The sequence below is a fragment of the Streptomyces sp. NPDC002994 genome, from assembly GCF_040611155.1.
GTDB lineage: Bacteria > Actinomycetota > Actinomycetes > Streptomycetales > Streptomycetaceae > Streptomyces.
Genome location: NZ_JBEXNQ010000005.1, coordinates 144,281 through 167,022 on the forward strand (window position 1 = coordinate 144,281; position 22,742 = coordinate 167,022).

Here is a 22,742-nt window from a genome sequence, read left to right on the forward strand (position 1 = left end):
CGGTCAGCTCGCGTCCCGGTTTCGGTTACGCTCCGCTACTGCGGTGGTGATGTCGTCGCGCTTGATTCCGCGCTTGTTGACGAACTTGCCGTCGATGCGGCGCCCGACCTGCCCGGCGGCGATGCCGTAGGGCTTGAGGGCTGCGGTCAGGTGCGCGGTCTGCTCCTCGCCGCTCATGCGGGCCCAGTCGCCGTAGCGTTCGGGCCGCAGCTCCGCGAGGCGCTCCACGACGGTTTCGTTCCACACCTTGGCCTCATCGGCGGGCATGACCGCGAGGATGTCGGCCAGCAGGGTGTCCGCGACCTTCTCCTTCTTCGGCGCGTCGAGGTCGGGCAGTGTGCCGGCCGCAGCGCGGGCGGCCTTGGCGCGCTCGCAGATCTTGTCTGCGGTGGCGTTGTCGATGTAGTAGGAGCGGACGATCTGCGGGTTCGGCCCCGCCCCGACCAGGTAGCCGATGCCCAGGTCTTCGGCGGTGAACGAGGTGGCGCGGATGCCGTTCTTGTACATCGAGGTACCGAGCACCATGTCGTTCTCGGGCTGGCCCATGACCTGAAGGCAGAAGCGGATGCCGACGTTGGCGCTGATGGCCTTGGGCAGGCTGTCGGCGTCCGGGCGCTGGGTACCGAGCAGCAGGATCACGCCCAGGGCGCGGCCCCGCTTGATGATGGCGGTGGCCAGTTCGGCGGCCTTCTTGCCGAACTTCTCGTGGGTGAACACTTCCTGGCACTCGTCGATGGACATCACCAGCGGGTGCAGCCCAAGGGACTTCTTCGCCGCGAGGGCTGGGGTGACCTTGTTCTCCGGGCAGATGTCCTTGGGCAGCTTGTTGATGACCCGCGCCCGGCGGTCCAGCTCTCCGTAGACGTACTCCATGGCCTCCACACATCCCTCCACCGTGGCGTCATCTCCGGGGCCGGAGCCGTAGGAGTGCGAGATGGGCTCGAACGAGGAGAAGTCACCGGTGCCCTTGAACTCCCAGGTGTGCAGCTCAGCGGTCGGGTCCATGGCTGCAGCCAGTAGCAGGATGCGCAGGGCGAACGTCTTGCCCCGCCCGGGCATGGCGCCGGTGAGGAAGTTCGCGTACATCAGGTCGAAGCCGACCTGCCGGCCACGCGGGTCCGTTCCGTACGGGACGGGCTTGAACAGGGACGCCGTGCCGGTCTTGAGCAGCGGCCAAGAAGGCTGCGGGGCGCGGGCCATGTCCTGATCCCCCACCCACAGCATCACCCGCCCCGGGTGCTCCCCCGGTACGGGCTCGGGCCACACGCAGCCCAGCGACTTGCGCAGACCCGAGGCGAGCCGTTCCCGCCGGTCCAGCACATCGGACACGGTCACCCCGTACGGGAGATCCAGGTCCGCGCGCCAGCCCTTGCCGTCCCGCTGGATCGGGGCCTTGAACTCGATACCTGGCTTGCCCTTGGCCGCCTGCTTGTTGATCTCCGCGATACCGAGAGCGGCGAACGCCCGGGCCACGATGTCCGAGGTCAGGCGCTGCACCTGCGGCAGGTCCACCGCACGCGTGATGACCGGCGCATCCTCGGGCCGCCCCGCATGCCCCAGAGCCAGCAGCAGCGCGCTGACCGACACGGCCTGAAGCCACCCGGGGGCCAGCACGTACAGGGCAAGTGCTGCACCCATACCGATGAGCGAGGCGAGTACGGCGACCAGGGTCCGCAGCCTGACCCGAGCGTCGCGCTGCCGGGAGAGCTTGAGGTAGGTGGCGGCGTCTTCCTTCTCCACCATCGCCAGCCGCACGGGCTCGCCTTCCTTGTCCGCAACCCAACGCAGGGTGCCGCCCACGAACTTGGCGGCCCCGCGCGGCGACAGCAGCGCCAGACGGGCCGCGTACACCGGGGAGCGGAAGGCGTGGTACCCGGCCTTGTGGCCGTAGTGCCCTGCCACCCAACCGGTGGCGGCCTTGAGTTCCGCCGTGGACTTCAGCCACATCGGCACGACCGGGCGGCGCTTGGCGCCCTTGAGGCGGTCCATGAATCCGGGCCCCGCCGGGGCCGGTCCATCCACCATCACCCGGGCCGACCCAGCAGCCGACCGCGTCGGGGCCGGGTCGCCCGACTCGCCAGCCGACTCCTTCGGGGTCGGGTCGGCCGACTCGCTCGCGTTGGAGTCGGCCGACTCGGTACGGGCCGACCGTGCCTTGTCGAGGTCGACCACTTGCGCCCCGGAGTCGGGTCCGGGGGTGGCGGCCATGTCGGCTTCGAGTCGGTTGAACAGTTCGCTTTCGTCGTCGTGGTTCACTGACGATTCCTTCCAGGGATGGGAGGAGCGGCGGGGCCCGGACGCTGTCCTTGGCCGGTCGTGACCGGGCCCCGTGCTACTTCAGAAAAGGGACGGTGGTTCTTCGCTCTGTTCCTCAAGGGCCGCCGCCCTCGCGGCGGCGCTGACCCCGGCGACGCAGCGCGGGCACCAGGCCCGCAGGTGCTCGACGTCGCGCACCTCGGCGTCAGCGGTGGTGCCCGTCGGCTGCTTCGGGGCGATCACCAGGCGGGTGCCGTGGCCATGACTCTCACGGCACATCCCGCCCGGGATGTGGGTGCGGCCACAGGCGCCCTCGCACTGGCAGCGCCAGTCGGCCGCATCCATCACCGCGTTGAACAGCTCCGCGCCTGCAATCGGGGAGCGCACGGATCACGCCGCCAGCAGGTACGGGAAGTTCGTGAGGGGGCCGATCATGCCGCCACCGCCGTCGCGAGCTCCGGGTCGGTGACCGGCAGCGGGCCGTAGCCGTGGACCTCGATCCACACCCCGTCCCACTCCGTCTCGGCGCGGAGCGAGGCGGCCGTGGGCAGCAGCGCGTGCGTCACGTCCTCGGGGAGGATGCCCAGGGCTTCGCGCCATGCCTCGAAGTCGGCCAGCCCCTCGTGCACGCTGATCACGATCACCGGGGCGAACTCGTCCGGCCGGTAAGTGGTCCGGACCATCACATCCGTGACAGGGAGGTAGCCGAACCCCCCGGACATCTCAGCGAGGGTGCGAACGGCGGACTCCAGTCGGCTCAGATTCTCAGCGCTCATGCTGCTTCTCCCTCTTCCTGGTCACTCTCGGACTGGCCGAGTCCATCGCTGTCGCGCTGGTCGTCGGTGGGGGGTTCGGGGCGGAAGCGGGCCGCCTCAGCGCGTTCCGCCTTGAGTGCGTCGCGCAGCATCCGGGCGTTGGCCTGGGAGGTGTGAACGGCCTTGCGGATCGCGTCCGCGTTCAGGTCCGCATCGGCCCAGCCAGCGGTGGCGGTGCGTGCGTCCGCGAGCAGTTCCTCCGGCGTGCGGACCGCCTTCGCCTTCGCGGTCTTGCGCGGGGCCCGCGGCTTGCGCTCCGGCACCTTGGGCGGCTGTGCGTCGGCGGGCGGCAGCTCCGGTAGCGGCTCCTCATCAGGCGCAGTGGCCGGGGTGAGGTCGCCCATCTTCAAGAGGACCCGGGTGCGGTGCGGGGTGCGGCGGCGCCACTGACGGCCGTGCATTTCCCGGAGCTCCGCGCGGGCCAACTGCCGCTGCTGTTCGCGCTGAAGGGCTTCGCTGTAGGAGGTGATCTCCCACAGCGTCATCCGCCGCCACAGCGCGAACGTCGATACCGGGGCGAGCAGCCAGCGGGAGCGGCGGATCTTCTCCATCCGCGTCCCCGTCACTGCCCCGATGCGGACGGCGTAGATGTGGGCGGCGATCTCGGAGAACACCACCCATAGCAGCGGCATCGTGCCGTGCGCGAGCTTCGCCGACATGCCATGTCCGGCCGCGATGTTGAGCCAGCACGTCACGCCCGTGAGAATCCACGGCACGAAGCGCACCCAGGCGAGCGGCATGTTCATCCGGATCAACATCAGGTTGGCCACGGTGAACGCGGGAATCGCCGCGTCGATGCCGACTGGCAGCATCCACGGCTGACCGAAGCCCCACCGTTCAGCAGCCGACGACACCGCGTCGAACGACGACGCCAGCCCCAGCGCACCGACCCCGGCGGCGGCCAGCGCGCCGATGCCCATCAGCCCCATCTCGCCCCGCTTCAGCGGCGGGGCCCCTTCGGATGTGGTGGTCATGGCATGCTCCCTTCCGGGCCGGTGGTGTGGTGGGTGCCGCGTCGGCCGGCGCGTCGGCCGTTGACCGTTGCCCGGATCGGGCTGAGGTGTTCGGTGAGGGAGCAGCCACCGCCGTTGCGCTTGGCCGTGTACATGGCCTCATCCGCCCGCCGCAGCAGCGCCGTCAGCTCCGGGCCCTCGTTGGCGTAGACAGCGACCGCACCGACGGACGCGCCCACCGCGAGCGAGCCGCCCTCGAACGGGACGGGCCGCGTCAGCGACCGGGCCAGGTCATCGGTGAGCCGCTCCAGCTCCGCGCGATCACGGACCTTGGTGGCGGCGGCGAACTCATCCCCGCCGAACCGGGCCACGATCCGGTTGTTGATGGGCCCCCAGCTCTGCAGCCGCTCAGCGGTCGCGGTCAGGACCGCATCACCGGCGGCATGCCCGTGGGTGTCGTTGACCTGCTTGAAGCCGTCCAGGTCGATCATGTAGACCGCACTCTGGCCACGCGCCACGGCCCGGCCAGCGCGCTCGGTGAACGCGTCGCGGGTCAGCAGACCGGTCAGCGGATCGCGCCGGGCAGCCTCGATCCGGCGACGCATCCACAGGCTGTGCACAGACCATCCGGCCGTGAGCGGAAGCGCTGCGGCCAGTGCCGTCATGGTGTGACTCATGCCGCAACCCCCGAAGCGCGCGAGCCGCTACGGCGACGGGCGGGCGGCGGCGTAAGCGGGATGACGTTCAGCAGGTTCGGCGCCTGGGCCTCGATCGTCTCCACGGCGAGGCGCGTCACGGTGTCGAACAGGCTCGGGTCGTCGGCGAGGATGTCGCGGGCCGCGTCCAGACGGGCCGCGCGCTCCATCTCGCTCTCACCCTCCACCCCGAGCCACAGCTCCAGCGGGGTACCGAGAGCCAGTTCAAGGCGGTCGTCGTCGGTGACGACCTGATGGCCAGCGATGAAAGACTTCATGGGATTGCTCTCCTGATCTCAAGCGGGCGGGGAGATCCGGAGCGGCGGCGATGTCCTTTGCACGGGAGTGCCACCGCTCCGGCAGGTCGAAAGGGCTGAACGTGCAGCCAGCCCCATAGGTAGAGCGCGAGCTATCCGGCTCCCCTCAGCCCCGCCCGTACGAGACGGGCGGAGGAGGCAACCGGCCGCAGCGGTGAAAGCGCTACGGAATGGGCTGTGCCGCGAGAGCTGCACCGGACTAGGGCCCGGGCCCTCTGGCGCGGCGGTCCTGCGGTAAGGGCTTCACTGGCGGGCCGTTGCCACGGCGCTCCAGTCCCGAGCCTGGGAATCGGGCGCGTCATCGTCACTGCTCTGACGCCAGCAGGGCGGCGCACGCCGGGTGGCACCCCGAGGGGTGTTCTCCAGAGCCAGCACGCAAGGAAGGGGCCGCCGACGACGTCACCCGGTCGTCACGGGGACAGGGACTTTCACCCCGTCGATTGGCACGCTGTTCAGTTCTCAACGAACGGTCGCTTCCTTCGAACCCGTTTCACGGGGCCCTCCGGGCGATGAGTTCAGATTGACCTAGGTCAATCTGACTGTCAAGGGAGGCTCAGGCAGAATCGGAAATTGACCTAGTACAGCTACGCTCGGGGCATGGATTCCAGCCCCGAAGCGCCCAAGCCGACGGCCAAAGAGATCGCCACGAACCTGCGCGGGCAGATCGCAGACGGCACGTACGGGCCCAACGCCCAACTCCCGCCAGCCCGCAAGCTGGCCAAGGAGTTTGGTGTGCAGCTCATGACGGTGCAGAGCGCTATCCGACAGCTCCGAGACGAGGGGTTGGTCGTCACCCAGCAGGGGCGCGGAACGTTCGTCCGCGACCCCGCCATGCCACTCGGCACGGAGGCCGGCAGCAGTCCAGCATTCACCGCCCTCGCCTCGGAGCTCAGCGTGATTCACGAGACGCTCCGGCAGCTCGGCGACCGGCTCGACCGCTTGGAGCAGCTTGTCGGGCGTGAGACTCCGCCCTCGCAGTGAGGTCATCCGCTCGGCGCAGTAACCGTGCGGCCGTGGCGCGCGCCTCGCTCAGACTCGTTTTGATCAGCGCGAGTTCTGCGGGCGTGAGGCCGTCCCACTCGTTCGATCGCTCGTTGATCCTTGGCATGCGAACGAGCATGTGGCTGAGAAACACGAAGGACCCGGACAGAGTGTCCGGGTCCTCTTTCCTTGCAGGTCAGGTGCCTTGACGGCTCATCAGCGAGTCGATGAGTCGACGGCGGCGAGCACGGCATCCCAGGGCAGCCCGCGCCCAGCAGCCCCCTCGCGCGGCTCGTAGAGCGGCCAAACGTCCGGCCCGTACACGAGACGTACATCCGCTTCGCGAAGCGTGTCGATGTGCCGCCGCCACGCGGGATGGCGGGCGTGGGCAGCATTGACGCGCGGGAAGACGACGACCGGCAGGTCTAGTGTGCCGATCGCCTCGCCCACCTGCGTGAGTGCCTGATTGTCTGCGATACCCGCAGCCAGCTTGGCCACAGTGTTCGCGCTCGCCGGGGCGACGACAAAGCAATCCACGGGAGGGTGTGGCCGCGCCTCGCCCGGAAGCCGAGGGGTATCCCGTACGGGCAACCCTGTCAGCTTCTCCAGTTCCTCGACCTCCCCGATGGACCGCAGCCACTCGCCGGCCGTCGGCGTCAGGGTCACCGCGACCCGCCAACCGCGCTCGACGGCGGGCTCCACCAGGCCGGTCCGCAGGCTCTCCACTCCACCGGCCCCTGTGCCGACAACACCGAGCACTCCCCGCGCATTCGCTCTCACCGACTTACTGCACCGCCTTACATCGCTGCGCCATGATGAACACCTCGGACGAGCGGGTGCCGCCGCTCACGGGTGACTGCTTGATGAGATCCCGCAGCGTCTCCCGCACACGGGGATTGTTGCGTACGAGCTGCGGGGACGTGCGCTCGGCCGTACGCAGCTCGGTGAAGGCGTCGTCTCCACGGCCTGCCAGGGTGAGCGCGCGAGCGTAGTCAATGCGATGGGAGACGCCGCGCTCAGGCTGCATGTGGTCCACGTCGACCTGCCCGTTCTCGACGACGTACGAGACGTTGTCCAGGTCAAGTTCAGCCGACAGCTTGTGCAGCATGACGTTCGTCGGGCCGAAGCTGGTCTGCCAGTGGTTCGCGTCCGAGCCGAGGCGGTTGGCCAGCGTCTCGGCCCGACCAAGCAGATTCGTCGCGGTGGGCCGGTCCTGATGGCGAGCCGCCGCGATAGCGGCGCGCAGGTGAATCATCCCGAGCAGGCTCAGCGCTTCCGGGTCGTCCTCCTCGATGCGGGAAGCCAGCCACGTCGCCGTGGTCTCGCCCAACTCCATTGCGTCGTCGTACCGCCCGTTGGCGAGCAGCGCATGTGTGCCGGAGCGGGCGGCGGAGGCCAGTACCAGCGGATCACCGGACTCATCCGCCGCCCGCATCGCGCGCTCAGCGGCCAGCCACGAGATATCCGACTCGCCCACCTTCGCGAGCGTCGTTGCGGCGAGGTGGTGCGTCCGGGCGGAGACTGCCCAGCAGTCCAGTCGCTGCTGTGCCGAGCGCGCCGCACGATCCTCCAGTTCCTGTGCGGCCTGGAGCAATCCGGGGAGCGCGGCCACGACGTTGCCGAGCCGCCCGCCCTGGTAGTCGGCCCAACTCCGCTCCACCATTGGCCGGACCGTAGCGGGCATGGGTAGTTGCGCCTCTGCCTGCGGCCCGAAGAGCAGCCGGGACAGGCGGCGGGGGCTCATGAGCGCGTCACGCACGGCAGGTACGTCATCCTGCTGTTTGTCGTCCTCCATGAGGACCGTCTGGCCGATCAGGTCCCCGAGCGGGACGCGCATAACGCGCGCCAGCTCGGCGAGCATGTCGATTCGGGGCGGCTGCCGCCGGCCGGTCTCCGCCTTCGCGAGCCAGTCCGTGCTACGCCCCACGAGACCGGCCAGCACCTCTTGGGTGTAGCCCCGGCGCTTGCGGTAGAAGGCGATCCGTTCCCCAATGCTGAGGTGATCTCCAAGACCACGCATACGTGCTGCCCTCCTGCGAGTTGGAGCCAATCTCACGGTATCGAGCCGGTCACAGGGCGGACAGGTGGTCTCGCCATGCGCACCGGCCTAGAACGAGGATGGGCGACCCCAAACGAAGAGACCCGGACGGTATGTCCGGGCCTCTCATGAACATTGGGCCGCCTCGGACCCGTGCCTTCTTTGAGCGAGCCCACTCAACGCGGACAGAGCTTCCCACTTCGTCCAAAGCCGCTCCGCCGACCTCACGACAGCTCTCAGCATGTATCGGGCGGTCGAGGAATCTCACGCCTCACAATTACTGCGGGGCTTCGCGAGAATATCGAGGGGCGCGCTGGCCTAGAGTGCAAGCGGGCTTTGTCCTGCAACTGAAATGCCCGGACAGGGGGCTGCTCTGGGGCATGGCGGGGCCGGTACCACGAAACGCGCGTCGGCGAGTTCCAACTAACGCGCGCTATCTCAACTGCATCGTTCGTGGAAATCTTATGCCTTCGCCCCAGGGCATCAACTGCTCCCATAGACGTCACGTTATCCAACATGTCCACTACTTCTTTTTGGATACTCACCTCAATCGAGCTGAGAGGTTCGAGCGTGACTGGGAGAGGTGCAGGAGTGAGCTCAAATGTCCGCAACTCATCCTCATGCAGCTCCTCACAGTGAATGGAAGATATCTGCACTGCCCTGCGACCGCGGTTCATGACGGTGAAGGAAATAAGCATCTCCTCGGCCAAGCGGACACCGTCCCGCTCCACGTGGCGCAGGGTTCCACGTGCCGTAGGTTGCTGCTCATCCGAGCTAGCCAAGTAGGTAAAAGTCGCGCTGACAGCGATCCTCGGGTTATCCCGGAAACGGGTCGCTACCTGGAAGGCTGCAACAGCTGTGGCTACAACCGCGCCGTAAAGAGCAATCCATTCCGCTGACTCCATCACACCCTCAGTTCGATTGTTGCTTCTCGGGAAACTCTACGGAACTGTGGCGCTTCTGCTCCTCACCAGTGAGCGGTCGGCCGCACGACGGGAATCAGACCGATTCCCTTGCCTGGCCCTTCAAGAGAGGACATGGCCTCAAGGTGCCACCGACAGCTCACTTCGTGCCATCGTCATCCAACGCCGCCTGCGCGGCTTCAATGAACGCGTCTACGGCCATGTCCAGCTTTCTCAAGCGGTCTTCAGCTTGACGAAACGCTTCCCTTAGGACATCTCTCCTGGGAAGCCTACCCGTAAGTGACGCCAATGAAGACAATAGGGCAAAAGAGCGGTTGCAGACAGATTTGGCGGTTGTTGTTGCGCTCTTCGGTCCAGCTAGTTGGACGCGCGTTAGGACTTTCATGACATTGGCATGGAGTCTATAGGACTCCGTCAACAGGGAATCGGCATCTCTGACTCCTGATGATTGGAAGTGCCGATCCAATTCGTCCTGATCCTCTGGGGGGCCTTCCTCGAACAAAGGCGCGGCGTGCGCCATCTGCTCCCTGACTGTCGCTATGAACTCCTCATAGACTGCGTGCCGTGAATCACGGCGTTGCCGCCGATGTTCGGCACGCGCTGCGATCTTGGCTTGTTCACGTGTGGCCCACCCAGTAGCAAACGCCGCCCCCGTCGTCGCGGAAGCGCCCGCCAGCGCGCCCAGCACTGCGGCCAACCCTGCATCCATACGGCAGAGTCTGACAGGTCCGAACTCGCTGGGGATCTTGTTTTGGCTGAACTCAACTGAGCTGATAGATAGCCTTGTCGATGCATGATCTCGCGTCGGCGGCGTACAGCGCGGTCCGGGATAGCTCGGCGAACGCCTTGAGGTACGTGCGGATCTCGCCGGGCGCCGTGATGTTGATCTCCACCGTCAGAGTCTCGGTCGCCACGCCCGTAGTCGCATCGAGAGTGCCAGCCGTGCCCGAACTGGCCGGGGACCACGGGGAATGCCGGGAGTGAGCGGGGAGTGGATCTTGGAAGGCGTGCCTATCATCGCCTCACGAGACCAACTCAAACCAAGGCCCTGACCTGCACTGCCGGTAGAGGACGCAGGTCAACGGTCTTTCCGTACCTAGTTCGGGACGAAGAGGTCGTGGGTTCAAATCCCGCCACCCCGACAGCTAAGCAGCAGGTCAGAGGGCCGGTACTGATTCCAGTACCGGCCCTCTGGCTTTGTGCGTGACTATCTGCGTGACTACCGCTTCGGAGGCGGGGGCGTACCGAAGATGCCGTCCATCGCGATGGCCCCGGTCTGGATCACCGGGCGGATCTGCTTCCGGTAGACCTCCTCCGTCACGGCCGTGCTGGAGTGGCCGACGAGCCGGGAGATCTCTTCGAGCGGGATGCCACGGTCCGACAAGATCGAGACGAACGATGTCCGGGTCTCCCGAGGCGTCCACTCGTGAGGCTCGATCTCGATGCCGGGCATCTGCGCGGCTTGGGCGAGAACCTTGCGAAACTCGCGCCGAACGTTCGCGGCATCCAGCTCAGTACCCACGGCCGAGGTGAAGACGAGCCCGGTCTCCTGCCACTGATCACCGGCCGCGAGGCGCTGCCAGCCCTGACGCTCCCGCTGGATCTTGAGCGCGTCGACAGCCCGACCGGGGAGCGCGAGGGTGCGGCGGGACTTCTTGGTCTTGGTGTCGCCGGAGCTCCGGACCGAGCGCCATACAGCGATGTGCGGCGGAATCTCGGGGATCGCGGTTGGGTCTCCGTCGAGGTCGACGTGATCCCAGCGCAGAGGGCGCATCTCCTCGGTACGGCCGCCGGTGAGGAGCGAGACCACGAAGTACGCGTAGAGCGGGGAATCTTCCGCAGCCACGAGTACGGCGTCGGCCTGCTTGAGCGTGAGGGACTTGGACGGCCGGCCGGGGCGTCCGGCGGGGACTGAGCAGAGCTCTACGACGTTACGCTTCACCTTGTCCCGCGCCATGGCTCGCTTGACCGCACGGTTCAAGCAGGAGCGGATGGCTTCCAGGGAGCGCGTGCTGAGCACCTTGGACTTGTCGGCGAGCCACCTGTCCACGTCGTCAGCGCTGAGGTCCCGGAGCTTCCGGGCGCCCAGGGCGGGGATCACGTGGGTGTTGCAGAGGATCGTGTTCGTCGTGACCGTCGCACCGTCCCGCCCGGAGAGCCCGTACTTGAGCCAGTCAGTCACGGCGTTCTTGACCGTGTAGCCGGTGGGTGCGATCGCGAGGCCGTCCTCGTAGTCCCGCAGTACCTCTTTGAGCTTGGCCTTGGCAGCCGTCTTAGTCTTGCCGCTGGCCCTCTTCACGATCCTCTTGCCGCTGGGGTCGAAGCCGAGACTGGCCGTGGCGATCCAGCGTTGGCGGTTGTCGTCCCAGTGAAGACCGCCGTCTCCCCTGCTGCGTCGCTTCGTCATCAGGCCACCTCCGCCATCTGGTCGCGGATGAAGTCCTGTACGGCGTCGGCGGGGATGCGGCGGGCACGGCCGATGGTGATCGAGCTCAGCCGATGCGTGCGGATGAGGTCATAGACCTTGGAACGTCCGAGCTTGAGCCGCTCCATGACTTCCGGCACGGTCAGCAGTTCGGTGGTGGTGGTCATGCTGCGGCTCCTTCCAGGGCGAGTTGGTCGTTCAGGGCTTCACGGGCGGTTTCGCGGTTGAGCTGGATGTCGCGCGCGATGGTCGCGGCGAGGGCGGATTCGCCGGGGGTGTGGCCGTGCCCGGCGTACTGCCAGGAGGCGAGGACAAGCACGGTGTCCGGGTCGCCGAGCGCGTCGTGTTCCTGGGCAGCGCGGTAGTTGGCGCGGATCTGGCGGAGGGCGCCGAGGGTGGTGGAGTAGCGGCGGGACTTGGTGGAGAAGTGGCCGCGGAAACCGAGCATGTGAGCCCAGGCCGCCAGCTTCCGATCCGGGTAGAGCGGAGCGAGGTCGAGGCATGCCTCGATGAGGTGCCGGGGGTGGTCGGGCACGTCGAGGAGCACGAGGACTTCCCGGTTCCCGATGCGGCGGTCAAGACTGCCGGTCGACTCGGCTGCTTTGGTGGCGTACTTGGCGACGTACGAGGCAACTGCCTGCTCGGTAATGTCGGAGCCGTCACCGAAGGCAAGGACGGGCCGGATGTCGAGCTGCTGGCCCCAGCGAAAAGGCCGGCACGGCTGCTCCCCAGCAGCGGGCACCGTGATCGTGGTGTACGTGTGGGCGACGGCAGCTCGAATCGAGTCGGTGAGCACGTCGACCGTTGCCCAAGAAGGCGGCGGAGAGTCGGGCCCGTCCGGTCCGTCGAGGCGGATCACGGCGTGGAAGTGGATCGCGCCGCGCTTCTGAAACTCAGCCACCTTGCCGTAGGACACCCGCAGTTGCTCAGCCAGCGCGCGTTGGGTGAGACCGGCGCGGGCGGCGAGTTCTCGACGGAGCCGGGTGGTGAAGCGCTGCCACAGTTGTCCGGCGTGGTTGTTGAACAGGACCGTCCCGGCGTAGTCGTACGTCGTCGGATCGAGCGCAGTGCCCAGAGCCGGATCGTCCTCGGCATGGCGGGTGCCGCAGCGGCAGACGCCGCGATCCGGACGGTTGTGGACCGGGCCGAACGAGGGGGCGGTGAAGGTGGCGAAGACCCGAGGGTGATCGCGGACCGTGGCCGGGATGTCCTTCGCGTCGTCTCCGGCGAGCCCGGCGCGGATCAGGTGGTAGGTGTCCCCGGCGTAGGTGTAGGCGCAGGACGGGCAGCGGGAGGCGCGGCGGTTGCCGCAGGCGACGCGGAGCCGTCCGTCGGGTTCGGTGTCGGTCGAGTAGCGGCGCAGGGTTTCGCCGGTGCTCTTGTCCTTGGCGAGCGTCCAGCCGGTCAGGTGGACGGGGTCGGAGCAGCCGCCGGTGCGGCGCACCTGGTCCTGCCAGCGGTCGAAGCCGGGGGACCCGGCCACCCGGAGGATGTCCCCCAGGGTGGTCGGGTCCAGGCCCGCCAGGGTGGCGGTGTCAGTCACGCGCTCACCTCGGCGGGGGCGTTCATGCCGTCCAGTTCGCGGGCGGCTTCCTCGGCGGCGGTGGCGATGGCGCGCAGGACGTCGGCGGTTCCGGAGGGAGCGATGAGCACGACGTCCACAGGTCCGCCGCCGATGCGCAGGCTCACGAAGTCGGAGCCCGGGAAGGTGACGACGCGGGTGCCGGTGTCGGGGGCAAGGTGTGCGGTGACGGTGATGTCGTTCACGCCCGGCCCCCGATGAGCTGGGCGGTGCGGACCGTGCGCGTGCCGGTGCCGTGGCAGGCCGGGCAGTGAACGGCGATGGTCCGGAGGTAGCCGTGACGGTCGCGGCCTCCGAGGGTCACCCGCACGGTGGGGAAGCCGTCGCAGTTCGAGCAGAGGCGCGCGGAGGCGGTCCTGTGGTCGGTCATGATGGGTGTTCCTTCCTATCCTTCGGGGTGGGTTGGGAATGGCTCCGGGGCGGCGGTGACTTGGCGGTTGACGACCGCCCCGGGGCCAGTCAGAAGCGCTTGTGCGGGTTGTTGAGCAGCGAGCGGACGACGATGGCGCAGACCGCGACCGATGCGGCTGTGACGGCAACCGCGAGCAGCATGGAGACAAGGACCGCGCCGACGACGAGGACCACGGCAGCGCCACCGCCGACGAGGGCGAGGAGCGTGCCGGGGGTCATCTGGAGGGCGGGGCGAACGGCCGGGGCGGGCCCGTGAGCCGGAGCCGCAGCGGGGCTGTGCTGGCAGGCGCAGGCCGTTGCCGGGTACTGCTGCTCGATGTGGGTCGGCTGGACGATGAGCGGCGTGACGATGCCGGTCGGGGTCGGCATGGTGGGGATGCGAGGGCGCAGCATGAGCGTTCTCCTTTCGATCACTTCTGGGTGTCGTTGACGACGCCGACGCCGGTGCGGGTGCCGGACTCGATGGCGGGGGCAAGGAAGGTGTCGGCGAGGAGGAAGCCGCCGAGGAGGAGCACGACGATCAGCCAGGTCGGCGGGCGGAAGAGTCGGATGCCGAAGTAGCCGAAGACGGCGACGACGAGGATCAGCGGGAGTTCGACGTTCATTGGGCGATCTCCTGTCAGGCGATGCGGCAGCGGTGGGTGCGGGCGGCGAGGGTGGCGGCGGCGCGGCTGGTGTAGTCCGAGGACCAGCCGCAGCGGTCGGCGGTGCAGACGGCGGCGTGCTTGGTACGGCCGTGCCGGTCGCGATGGGTGCCGACCTGAACCGGGCCGACGCGCATCACGGAGTGGAAGAAGTCGCGGGCGGGCATGGTGTCCTCTCTGGTCAGGCGAGTTGGGCGGCGATGGCGTCGGCCATGGGAGCCGGGACGCCAAGGCGGGCGCGCAGAGTCTCGGTGTCGATGGGGTTGCCGGTCGCGGCGCGGTGAGCGTCGGCGAGCTTGCGGGCGTGAGCAACGAGCGGCGCGGGAGCCGAGACGGTGATCGGTTCGGGCAGCGGCGCGGGCAGTGCTGGGGCAGGCTCCGAAAGTTCGATGACCTCAGGCTCGGAAGGCGGCTCGGTAGCGGCAGCCAGTTCGGCCGGCACAACGTCGTCCGTCTCCGGTTGAGGCGCGGGAGCAGCGGTGGCGGCTGGGGAGTGGGCGAGGAGCGTGCCGCCCAGGAAGGCGAGCGCGGGCCACCCGGCGATACCGAACCGCAGCCAGGCCGGAGGGTGAGCCAGGTCGAGGAATCCGGCGGTGGCGACGTTCGCGCCGAGCGAGGCGACCAGGGCGATCAGAAACCAGCACCAGGCCAGCCGGGACGGCCCGTCGTTGCGGAGCCGACGCCAGGCGGCGACCAGGAGCAGGTCGACGCTGACCGGGTACGCCCATGCTTTCCACCCGGTCTGCCCGGCAGCGGCAGCCAGGTCGTGCAGGTGTGCGAAGGAGAGGGCCCCGGCGATCACGGCTTGCACGAGGACGGCGTCGATGCGGATCGAGTGGCGCATGTCCTCACCTCCTTTCGAGGAGTGGGCGGTCCAGCCCCCGCATCGGGCATGGCGGGGGTAGGGACCTGACGCGAGACGGTCGCGCCAACCGGGATGCAGAGGTGGATCAGACGGAGGCGGGTGCCTCAGTAGGAGCCGGGATCTTGACCAGCGAGACCGTGGGCGGCAGCGGTCGGAAGGGAGCCAGCTCCGGCAGATCCGGGGTGCGGTGCGCATTGGCGTTGCAGACGTTCACGGCCTGACGCAGCGAGGTGAACGGGGTACGGATACGGACCCAGCCACCGGTCGAGTCACCGGCCACGGCGGTGCCGGGACGATCAGCGGGAATCTGTGTGGCGGCGAGCACTGCGTCCGGGGAGATGTCGCCGAACGCCATCTTGGCGGAAGCTTCGTCGTTGACCCGGTGGGAGGTTCGGCCGGTGAGCTGTGCACGGAGCATGGTGATCCCGTCGCCAAGCTCGGACCCGAAGCGCTGCCCGCAGATCTCCACGTAGATACCGGCAGCACGTCCGAGCTGGACGAGCCGAACCAGTGCCGTGATGATCCGTTCGCGGCGCTTCTTCTCCGCCGCATTGGCAAACAGCGATAGCTCGGCTACCTCGTCGACCAGGAGCACGATCGGGACGGGACGAAGGGGTTCGGGCAGGCCCCAGATGTCGGCAGTGATCTCCGCGTCCGGGACGTCCGAGCTGATGCGCTGCTCACGGCGGACGATCCGGTACGTAGCGGCCATCCTCTCGACGAGGACGTCGAGCAGGTCGGCGGCATCATCGGCATTGTCCGCGAGCGCCGAAAAGCGCCGGGCGAGCGGGTACAGCTCCACTCCTTCCTTGCAGTCGATGCCGACCAGTGCGACGTCGAGCCCGGCGAGTTCCTTGACCAACTGCCGCTGGTAGACCGATTTCCCGGACTCCGTAGCGCCGAGGTTCAGGGCGTGCGGAACCTGGCGGTAGTCGCGGTAGTGGATCTCTCCGTCCTCGCGCAGGGCGACCGGGATGCGGAGGCCCTCACGCTCGATCCTCGCGGGCATCTGCACCCGCTTGAGCACGTCATAGCCGGTCATTCGCAGCTCGACGACACCGGACTTGATTTCGCGGGAGGTGACGCCGTGCATGGTGAATGAGTGCCGAAGCCGGTCGGTGGAGGCCGCGAAGTCGAAGGCGTCCTGACCGGGGCGAAGCTTGAGGCGGAGCACCAGGCCGGTGCGGGTCGGGCGGATGCTCAGGATTCGCGGCGGGCGAGGATCGGGTATGGGCCGGTGGGCGATACGGGCCCAGGTGAGCCGCAGCCGAGACGGCGGGACAGTGAGCCCGCAGGCGTCCATGACCGAGGCGTACCGGACCAGGACCCGCAGGACCGCGAGGGCGATGCCGAAGCCGAGCCAGTACCAGGCCGGGCGCTGCCACTTGAGCAGCAGCGCCAGCCCGACGAGGGCTAGAAGGCTGATCGCTGTCCCGGTCATGATCAGGCGGCCTTCGGCTTGGCGGTGTCCGCAGCCAGCGAGGTGACAGCCACGGCGCGGAAGCTGATGCCGTGCCGCTTCTGGCCGCCGAACTCGTTCTCCCACGGCCGGGCCACGACGCCGGTCAGACCGACCGGGGTGCCGGTGGCCAGCTCACCGGTGAACCCGGTCTCCGGAACGGTCAGGGTCAGGATCTCGGCGTTGCCGTTCATGACGAACATGACGTCGATCGTCATGAGCGTGGTGCCGGTTTCCCGGTCGGTGGCGACCTCTCCGGTCTGGCGGTTGGCAATCTTCGGCTGCGGGGACTGGGCCACCATCACAACAGCGCCGGTGGTGTCGACGGGGATCTGACGCATCGTCTTGTCTCCTGTAGTTGAGGCGGTTGGGCCGCCGCATCGGGCGGTGAGATCAGGAGACCGCAGCAAGTGGTGGACGCATCACGGCCCGTATGGACGTTTGGGGACGTCTGAGCTATCGTCAGAACGTCCCTGACGTCCCGAGGAGGCCGGTGCGAAATGGCGAACGAGCGTCTGCGAGCGGCGATTTCGGCGAAGGGCGAGACCATCCAGTCGGTCGCGCAGCATGTCGAAGTGGACCCGAAGAGCGTCGAACGATGGATCACCACGGACCGCACGCCGCATCGCGGACACCGCTGGAAGGCGTCGAGCTTCCTCGGGGTCGATGAGGTCTACCTCTGGCCTGCTGTCGCCAAGCAGGCTGAGACCGCCAGCACTTCAGAGTTAGTGACGTACTACCCGCACCGTGGAGCAGTGCCGGCCGCGCTCTGGTCATCGCTCATCGAGCAAGCCACCAGCCATGTCGAAATCCTGGTGTACGCGGGTCTCTTCCTGTTCGACAGCCACCCGGACCTGCCGGACCAGCTTGCCGACAAGGCCAAGACGGGCGCCCAGGTCCGCATACTCCTCGGTGATCCCGACTCTGAGATGGTTCATCAGCGCGGCGAGGAAGAGGGCATTGGCAGCGACCTTGCAGCCCGAGCACGGATCACCCGGCGCTACCTCGAACCGGCGACCAAGACGCCCGGCGTCGAGATCCGGCTCCACGACACGATCCTCTACAACTCGATCTACCGGTTCGACGACGACATCCTGGTGAACCCGCATGTCCTCGGAGCACCGGCCGGACAGAACCCGATCCTGCACTTCCGCTACATCCCCGGAGCCCGGACGTTCCGGCACTACATGAAGAGCTTCGACTACGCGTGGGAGCAGGGCACCCCGTCGTAACCACGCTCGACGCCGGGCATGCGACGCTGGAGCCATGGCCCGCATCGACTACTTCAACGACCCCACCGCCCCGAAGGCAAACAGCATCGTCCCGTCAGTCACGGCCGTGGCACGCAACGAGGCCGGAGAAGTGCTGCTGATCCACAAGACCGACAACGATCTGTGGGCACTTCCCGGCGGCGGCGTGGACGTCGGCGAATCAGTCGCGGACGCCGCAGTGCGCGAGACGAAGGAAGAGACCGGGTTCGACGTCGAAGTGACTGGGCTGGTCGGCCTTTACACCAATCCAGCTCACGTCATGGCGTACGACGACGGCGAGGTGCGGCAACAGTTCTCGATCTGCTTCACGGCGAAGATCACCGGCGGCAAGTTGCGCACGAGCAGCGAGAGCAAGGAAGTCGCGTTCGTCCGGCCGGAGCAGCTCGACGAACTGAACATCCACCCGTCAATGCGGATGCGGATCGACCACGGATTGTCGGGCGAGACGGAGCCTTACATCGGCTGATCGTCGAGCCGGACGAGAGTCCGCTCGACAGCGGCACCGAGGTACGGCCGAGCCTTGCTGATCGCGGTGTGCACCTCGCTGCCGGGCTGGTAGCGAACCAGGATCTCGTCAATGCGCCGGTCGAAGTCGAAGCGTTGGCCGGCGGGGCCGGTGGTCATGTCGGCGAAGATGAGCGCATCCAGGACTGGGGAGTCTTCCCGCTCATAGACGGCCAGTTCGGCTGAGAGCCCGCGTTGCTCAGCCTCGTACACGGCGCCGGAGTGATGGGCGACGAGCCGCACCAGGCGGTCGGGAGCACCGAGGGCCGACAAGTGCCGTGCACCGTCGAGCGGATGGAACCCGGTGTCGTGCAGCTCGGGCGCATACCCGATGTCATGGAGCCAGGCGGCGGCGACCAAGAGGTCCCGCTCACTCTCTGGCAGAGCCTTCGAGGCTTCGACGGCCCGCGCGGCAACAGCCTGAGTGTGCAGCCAACGGTTCCCGAGCGGCGGCAACAACGACTCGGCCAGCTCGGCCGCTCCCTGGGGCGTATCCAGCGCAGAAGGCATGAGCAGCACGTTAACGCAGCAGACGGGCAGGCCGACAGGCCCGCCAGGCCCACGGGGCGGTGCGGTAGAAGTTTCCCTACTTCATCAAGACCCCGCGCACGGCGCGGGGCGCGCCGCCTCTGCGGCGCGGCCTGCCTCCTGTCTCCGCCCCGGCTGGCCGCGCCCGGCGGCGCGCTGCGTGCTCGGGGGCGGGGAGGAAACCCGTTGTGGCTGGGGCGGTCGGCTCCACGGCTTTAGGCAGCCACTTTGGGGCGAGCCTCTAAGATCATGGCCCCGATTCGGGCTATTGCGGGCAGGCTAGGTGCTGCCCGAATCGCGGCCAGCGTAAGGGGCCATGATCACTCGCCCCAAAGCAGCTCCAGCCCAAAGCCGCTCCACCGACCGCGGGCCCAAGGCTCAGGGCGTGTAGCGCGCTGCAAGGTGCTCCATCATGTACACCATGCGTAGCAGCTGTTCAGTAAAGATCAGGGTTCCCAGTGCGCGACCCGGGTCCGTAGCCGGGATTTCATGCACGGCGATGTTCCCGTTCTTCCGGATCTCGTCCACCCATGGCTTCATCGGTGGTGTTACGTAACCACCGTCGCTCAGATAGGTGAGGTAGAAGGCGAAGGTTTTGCCGCTTTCGGCGCCCTTGTCTACGGCGACATGCATGAGGATCTTCCGACACATCACCTCAGCTGCCGTGTAGGCGTTCACTCCAGCGCACGACCTGGCTTCTTGGTACGCCTGCTCGACATCGCTGGGCAGGCCTAGTACATCGCCGCCCACCTTTGGCCCCGGAAATTGAGTTTCACCGGATACGACGGTTCCCCCTCCACAGGAGGGGCACCTGATCCAGTGAATCTCCTCTTCAAAATAGGCCGCTATGACTGCGCCAACTGCTGAATCCCCGCAGTGACCGCACACCATTTTGTAATGGGCGCTCTGGACGGAGGCATCCAGAATTTTGCTGTTCGGCCCAGCGAAATGAACTATATTGCTGTGTCCTGCCATGTAGGCATATTAGTCCCCTGTCGCGTTCAGTTGAAGAAATATCCATGCGCTGAATCCAACGGTGGCTCTGACAGAGGCCGCAGGGGGCTGCCCTGGCGGCGACTGGGGCCGTCTGTGGGCCGTGCGGGGCGGCGCGACGGTGACGGGCAACGACAAACAGTGACAGATCAATCACGCGGAAGATCCCTGAAGGGGCAGGTCGCAGCCGCCGTACCGTACCCGTTTCCGTCCCGGGGTGGACGTCAGGCAAGATGGGGTGTTTCTCTCCAGCGGGGCTCAGTCCTCACCCACCTGCAACAACACCACGGTGAAGTTGCCGCCGGTCCCCGCAACGACCCCATCGAAGGTATGCCGAGTGACCGGGTCCCATGCCCGTGCCCCCGGCGAGAGGTCGCTGATGTTTGTGTACCAGGCGGAGTGGTAGCCCAACAGGCGCACCACACGTTCCGCCGCTCGATGGACGTGGGTACGGTCGCGGCGTTGCGCACCCGGGAACACGAGGTCATCGGTCGCCAGGTAGGTCAAGAGCTCTACGGCGCGTTCATCGTCAATCGGCGAGAGTGCACCCTCGACCTCCGAGGGCGTGTCCGGGCCCACCGCCCCCTCTACGGCATAGTCCTTCCATACCTGTTCCGCCTTGGTGGCCACTTGGTGGACAACTTCCGGAACGGATCCGCCGGCCTTGTCGACCACGAGGCCGAAGAGCCCTACTTCCCGCGACAAAGAGCCGATCAGGGCGTGCAGTTCCGAAGCTATGTCCACTGAGCCATTGTTCCATCCGGCCAATGCCGACCATGCCACGACTGTGCCGCATCGTGCAGGCATGCGGTGAGTGTCTAACTGCGTGACAACGCCGACGCACAACAGCGGCCAAGCACGGACTCATGCGGACCATCAGCACAGGTGAGCAGCACAACGGCCCAAGGCGGAGGCCCCACCCAAGTTGCTTCGGGACGAAGAGGTCGTGGGTTCAAATCCCGCCACCCCGACAGCTGAAGTACCAGGTCAGGGGTCTGATCCGCATCGCGGGTCGGGCCCCTGAGTGGTTTCCGGAGATCAGTTGGGAGAAAGCTGGGAGCAGATCTTGGCCGGGCCTCCCGGCGGGCAACCACCGAGGCTCCATCAGAGGGGCCAGGACGATGACAAGAGCATCCGGGAAACGACAACGCGCACGGATGGATGATCACGGTCAGGCGTATCCGGAGCTGTCCAGCAAGTAGCTGGACCGGCTGGGTCGCTCGTCACATGAGCCGGCATAGCTGGAGGATCGCGAAGACCAGGAGCGCGACACCGCAGCATGCCTCGAGCACGCGTACGGCCAGTGGCGGCAGCGCCCTGCGCAATATCACGATGAGCCCCGCCGAGACCAGGCACCACAACATCGAGGAGACCATGAACCCGGCGAAGAAGACGCCCAGCTCCGACGTGCCACCCGGGCCCAGCACGGCGCCCAAGCCGCCGGCAACGCCCGACCAGTAGACAACGTTCCAGGGGTTCGCCAACGACATGCCCGCCCCCACAGCCATGGCCTTGCGGTCCTGATTGCCCTGTGGCTCCGTGATCGGTACGGGCCCCTGCCGCGCGAGTGCGTCGCGTAGGCCCGCCACCCCCAACCAGGCCAGCAGCAAGCACCCGGCCACCGTGAGCGGCACGCGCAAGACCGGCACCGCGAACAGCGCCCCCACTCCCGCCAGGCCGAGCAGCGCCCAGACGGCATCGCCCACCAGAGACCCGACCTGGACCGCGAAGGCGGGGCCGAACCCGCCCCGGATCCCGCGCCGCAGAGACTCGCTGAACACCGCACCCGGCGTCGCGTTGAACACCAGCCCCAACCACAGAGCCACCATGAAGATTTCGATCATGCGGCCACTGTGGCGGGCAGTGGGCTGGGCGGTCTTGTCAGATGTTGATCTGGGACAGCCGACGGTACCGGCCCGGCGTGATGGCGTAGGCCGCGGCGAAGTGGCGGTGGAAATGCGCCTGGTCGGCGAAGCCAAGCATGTGCGCGACGTCGGCGACGGGCTCGCCCTTGCGCAGGCGGCGCCGCGCCTCGGCCAGCCGGGCCGACAGGTGCCAGGCGTAGGGCGGGGTGCCGGTGGCACGGCTGAACGTCCGGATCAGGTGCTCCCGGGACATCCCGACCTCGGCGGCCAGCTCGGCCAGCCGGGGCGTGCCGGACAGGTCGGTGCGCAGGCGGTCCAGCACCGCGGCGATGCGGGTATCGGCTGGCTCTGGGGCACGCGCGCGCCGCCCTGCGGCCAGGTCGAGCAGCCGCGACAGCACCAGCACCAGCCGCTCCTGGACCAGACCAGCGGATTCGGCCGGCGCAGGGAGCCCGTCGGACGTGAGCTCGCGGAAGTCTCTGGCCGCAGCGAGGAACTCGCGGCGAAGGTGCGGAGAGCGGACGACGGGCCGTTCGAAGTCGACCGGGGCATCGCCGGTCAGCGATTCCACCACCGCTGGTGGGACGTACCAACTCACGGCCGCGAAGGACGTGTCGGGCGGGACCTGGGTGGTGCACGACTGCACCTGGCCGGGGTTGTAAAGCGTGAACTCGTCCACGCTCACGTCGAACGAGACGCGATCCAGCCGGACCCGCTCCAGGCCGCAGAAGTTGACGCTGATCACATACTCGTCGTGGCTGTGCCGCGGGAACCCGCCCGACGGGGGACGCACTACCGCCAGCTGACCTACGCCCCCCTCCGTGACCCGCATGCGTAGAGGCTACGACAGGCGACAGACCTGGCCGGACGGAGGCAGAAACCCTGCCGCCTCTCCGTTCGGGACGGGGAGAGGTGATGGCCGCTGGAGGTCATGACCGGCAAATGCCAGCGATCAAACCTGGCATCACACTGCCGAAGTGGACGTCGACCGCTACTTTCGAAGCTGGGACGAGGTACGACGGGAGCTGGAGTCCGAGCTGGGTCACCATGTCCAGTTGGAGATCGAACCCGGCCGCTGTCTTGTGGCCGGTTCCGGCACCCTGGTCAGCGAAGTTCGGCCAAGAAGCGCATGGGCCCCAACCGCTTCGTCCTCGTCGATGCGAGCATGTCGTCGAACTACAACTCTCGTCCTCTGGCGGCGGAAGTACTCGTGACAG

29 protein-coding genes are annotated in these 22,742 nt (G+C 67.5%); 3 read left to right on the forward strand and 26 right to left on the reverse strand.

The window, feature by feature from the left end; translation table 11 throughout:
- Positions 1-3: 3 nt before the first annotated feature.
- The 6 genes from ABZX79_RS07890 to ABZX79_RS07915 all read right to left on the reverse strand — a co-directional run bounded on the left by ABZX79_RS07890 (position 4) and on the right by ABZX79_RS07915 (position 4,997).
- A complete protein-coding gene (locus ABZX79_RS07890; protein ID WP_355253301.1) occupies positions 4-2,256 on the reverse strand; it encodes a cell division protein FtsK in 2,253 nt (750 codons plus the stop codon).
- Positions 2,257-2,337: 81 nt separating this feature from the next.
- The gene (locus ABZX79_RS07895; RefSeq protein WP_355253303.1) at positions 2,338-2,643 is read right to left on the reverse strand and encodes a hypothetical protein; all 306 of its coding nucleotides are present in this window, start codon (positions 2,641-2,643) and stop codon (positions 2,338-2,340) included.
- Positions 2,644-2,687: 44 nt separating this feature from the next.
- Complete coding sequence (locus tag ABZX79_RS07900; RefSeq protein ID WP_355253305.1) at positions 2,688-3,032, reverse strand: hypothetical protein; 345 nt, start codon at positions 3,030-3,032, stop codon at positions 2,688-2,690.
- Entirely contained in the window at positions 3,029-4,045 is a 1,017-nt protein-coding gene (locus tag ABZX79_RS07905) for a DUF2637 domain-containing protein (protein WP_355253307.1), read from the reverse strand. Before ABZX79_RS07905 ends, ABZX79_RS07900 begins: the two co-directional genes overlap by 4 nt.
- A complete protein-coding gene (locus ABZX79_RS07910; protein WP_355253309.1) occupies positions 4,042-4,701 on the reverse strand; it encodes a GGDEF domain-containing protein in 660 nt (219 codons plus the stop codon). Before ABZX79_RS07910 ends, ABZX79_RS07905 begins: the two co-directional genes overlap by 4 nt.
- Positions 4,698-4,997 (reverse strand): hypothetical protein, encoded by a 300-nt coding sequence (locus ABZX79_RS07915; protein ID WP_355253313.1) that lies wholly within the window; start codon positions 4,995-4,997, stop codon positions 4,698-4,700. The genes ABZX79_RS07910 and ABZX79_RS07915 overlap by 4 nt, the downstream gene beginning before the upstream one ends.
- A 636-nt stretch (positions 4,998-5,633) precedes the next feature.
- Here ABZX79_RS07915 and ABZX79_RS07920 point away from each other — a divergent pair.
- A complete protein-coding gene (locus tag ABZX79_RS07920; RefSeq protein ID WP_355253315.1) occupies positions 5,634-6,017 on the forward strand; it encodes a winged helix-turn-helix domain-containing protein in 384 nt (127 codons plus the stop codon).
- A 216-nt stretch (positions 6,018-6,233) separates the two neighbouring features.
- Here ABZX79_RS07920 and ABZX79_RS07925 read toward each other — a convergent pair whose 3' ends face one another.
- From ABZX79_RS07925 to ABZX79_RS07995, 15 genes are all read right to left on the reverse strand, one after another.
- Positions 6,234-6,797 (reverse strand): flavoprotein, encoded by a 564-nt coding sequence (locus ABZX79_RS07925; protein WP_355253317.1) that lies wholly within the window; start codon positions 6,795-6,797, stop codon positions 6,234-6,236.
- 4 nt (positions 6,798-6,801) lie between these two features.
- The gene (locus tag ABZX79_RS07930) at positions 6,802-8,037 is read right to left on the reverse strand and encodes a helix-turn-helix domain-containing protein (RefSeq protein ID WP_355253319.1); all 1,236 of its coding nucleotides are present in this window, start codon (positions 8,035-8,037) and stop codon (positions 6,802-6,804) included.
- Between the two features lie 1,080 nt (positions 8,038-9,117).
- Positions 9,118-9,687 carry a hypothetical protein gene (locus ABZX79_RS07935; RefSeq protein WP_355253321.1) on the reverse strand — a complete coding sequence of 190 codons (570 nt, stop codon included), beginning with the start codon at positions 9,685-9,687 and terminating at the stop codon, positions 9,118-9,120.
- Between the two features lie 52 nt (positions 9,688-9,739).
- Positions 9,740-9,892 carry a hypothetical protein gene (locus ABZX79_RS07940; RefSeq protein ID WP_355253323.1) on the reverse strand — a complete coding sequence of 51 codons (153 nt, stop codon included), beginning with the start codon at positions 9,890-9,892 and terminating at the stop codon, positions 9,740-9,742.
- A gap of 305 nt (positions 9,893-10,197) precedes the next feature.
- Positions 10,198-11,385 carry a site-specific integrase gene (locus tag ABZX79_RS07945; RefSeq protein WP_355253325.1) on the reverse strand — a complete coding sequence of 396 codons (1,188 nt, stop codon included), beginning with the start codon at positions 11,383-11,385 and terminating at the stop codon, positions 10,198-10,200.
- Complete coding sequence (locus ABZX79_RS07950) at positions 11,385-11,570, reverse strand: helix-turn-helix domain-containing protein (protein WP_355253327.1); 186 nt, start codon at positions 11,568-11,570, stop codon at positions 11,385-11,387. Before ABZX79_RS07950 ends, ABZX79_RS07945 begins: the two co-directional genes overlap by 1 nt.
- The gene (gene repSA, locus ABZX79_RS07955; protein ID WP_355253329.1) at positions 11,567-12,946 is read right to left on the reverse strand and encodes a replication initiator protein RepSA; all 1,380 of its coding nucleotides are present in this window, start codon (positions 12,944-12,946) and stop codon (positions 11,567-11,569) included. The genes ABZX79_RS07950 and repSA overlap by 4 nt, the downstream gene beginning before the upstream one ends.
- Positions 12,943-13,170, reverse strand: a complete 228-nt coding sequence (locus ABZX79_RS07960) for a hypothetical protein (protein WP_355253331.1) — start codon at positions 13,168-13,170, stop codon at positions 12,943-12,945. The genes repSA and ABZX79_RS07960 overlap by 4 nt, the downstream gene beginning before the upstream one ends.
- The gene (locus ABZX79_RS07965) at positions 13,167-13,355 is read right to left on the reverse strand and encodes a hypothetical protein (protein WP_355253333.1); all 189 of its coding nucleotides are present in this window, start codon (positions 13,353-13,355) and stop codon (positions 13,167-13,169) included. Before ABZX79_RS07965 ends, ABZX79_RS07960 begins: the two co-directional genes overlap by 4 nt.
- 89 nt (positions 13,356-13,444) lie before the next feature.
- Complete coding sequence (locus ABZX79_RS07970; protein ID WP_355253335.1) at positions 13,445-13,789, reverse strand: SpdD-like protein; 345 nt, start codon at positions 13,787-13,789, stop codon at positions 13,445-13,447.
- A 17-nt stretch (positions 13,790-13,806) separates the two neighbouring features.
- On the reverse strand, positions 13,807-14,001 hold the full coding sequence (locus tag ABZX79_RS07975) for a hypothetical protein (RefSeq protein WP_355253337.1): 195 nt from the start codon (positions 13,999-14,001) through the stop codon (positions 13,807-13,809).
- 14 nt (positions 14,002-14,015) lie between these two features.
- Positions 14,016-14,207, reverse strand: a complete 192-nt coding sequence (locus ABZX79_RS07980; RefSeq protein WP_355253339.1) for a mobile element transfer protein — start codon at positions 14,205-14,207, stop codon at positions 14,016-14,018.
- 14 nt (positions 14,208-14,221) lie between these two features.
- The gene (locus ABZX79_RS07985; RefSeq protein WP_355253341.1) at positions 14,222-14,884 is read right to left on the reverse strand and encodes a DUF2637 domain-containing protein; all 663 of its coding nucleotides are present in this window, start codon (positions 14,882-14,884) and stop codon (positions 14,222-14,224) included.
- Positions 14,885-14,990: 106 nt separating this feature from the next.
- Complete coding sequence (locus ABZX79_RS07990) at positions 14,991-16,346, reverse strand: FtsK/SpoIIIE domain-containing protein (protein WP_355253343.1); 1,356 nt, start codon at positions 16,344-16,346, stop codon at positions 14,991-14,993.
- Between the two features lie 2 nt (positions 16,347-16,348).
- Positions 16,349-16,705 carry a hypothetical protein gene (locus tag ABZX79_RS07995; protein WP_355253345.1) on the reverse strand — a complete coding sequence of 119 codons (357 nt, stop codon included), beginning with the start codon at positions 16,703-16,705 and terminating at the stop codon, positions 16,349-16,351.
- A gap of 159 nt (positions 16,706-16,864) precedes the next feature.
- On the opposite strand from ABZX79_RS07995, the gene ABZX79_RS08000 reads away from it, so the two are divergent.
- Together ABZX79_RS08000 and ABZX79_RS08005 are read left to right on the forward strand one after the other, a co-directional pair.
- A complete protein-coding gene (locus ABZX79_RS08000; protein WP_355253347.1) occupies positions 16,865-17,596 on the forward strand; it encodes an XRE family transcriptional regulator in 732 nt (243 codons plus the stop codon).
- A 34-nt stretch (positions 17,597-17,630) separates the two neighbouring features.
- Positions 17,631-18,101 carry an NUDIX domain-containing protein gene (locus tag ABZX79_RS08005; RefSeq protein ID WP_355253349.1) on the forward strand — a complete coding sequence of 157 codons (471 nt, stop codon included), beginning with the start codon at positions 17,631-17,633 and terminating at the stop codon, positions 18,099-18,101.
- Here the strand turns inward: ABZX79_RS08005 and ABZX79_RS08010 are convergent.
- The 5 genes from ABZX79_RS08010 to ABZX79_RS08030 all read right to left on the reverse strand — a co-directional run bounded on the left by ABZX79_RS08010 (position 18,089) and on the right by ABZX79_RS08030 (position 22,357).
- Positions 18,089-18,649 (reverse strand): HD domain-containing protein, encoded by a 561-nt coding sequence (locus tag ABZX79_RS08010; protein ID WP_355253351.1) that lies wholly within the window; start codon positions 18,647-18,649, stop codon positions 18,089-18,091. The genes ABZX79_RS08005 and ABZX79_RS08010 overlap by 13 nt on opposite strands.
- Before the next feature lie 396 nt (positions 18,650-19,045).
- Positions 19,046-19,642, reverse strand: a complete 597-nt coding sequence (locus ABZX79_RS08015) for a DUF4145 domain-containing protein (protein WP_355253353.1) — start codon at positions 19,640-19,642, stop codon at positions 19,046-19,048.
- 276 nt (positions 19,643-19,918) lie between these two features.
- Positions 19,919-20,404, reverse strand: a complete 486-nt coding sequence (locus ABZX79_RS08020; RefSeq protein WP_355253355.1) for a hypothetical protein — start codon at positions 20,402-20,404, stop codon at positions 19,919-19,921.
- Positions 20,405-20,883: 479 nt separating this feature from the next.
- On the reverse strand, positions 20,884-21,504 hold the full coding sequence (locus tag ABZX79_RS08025) for a LysE family transporter (protein ID WP_355253357.1): 621 nt from the start codon (positions 21,502-21,504) through the stop codon (positions 20,884-20,886).
- Between the two features lie 37 nt (positions 21,505-21,541).
- On the reverse strand, positions 21,542-22,357 hold the full coding sequence (locus ABZX79_RS08030) for an AraC family transcriptional regulator (protein WP_355253359.1): 816 nt from the start codon (positions 22,355-22,357) through the stop codon (positions 21,542-21,544).
- Positions 22,358-22,742 lie beyond the last annotated feature (385 nt).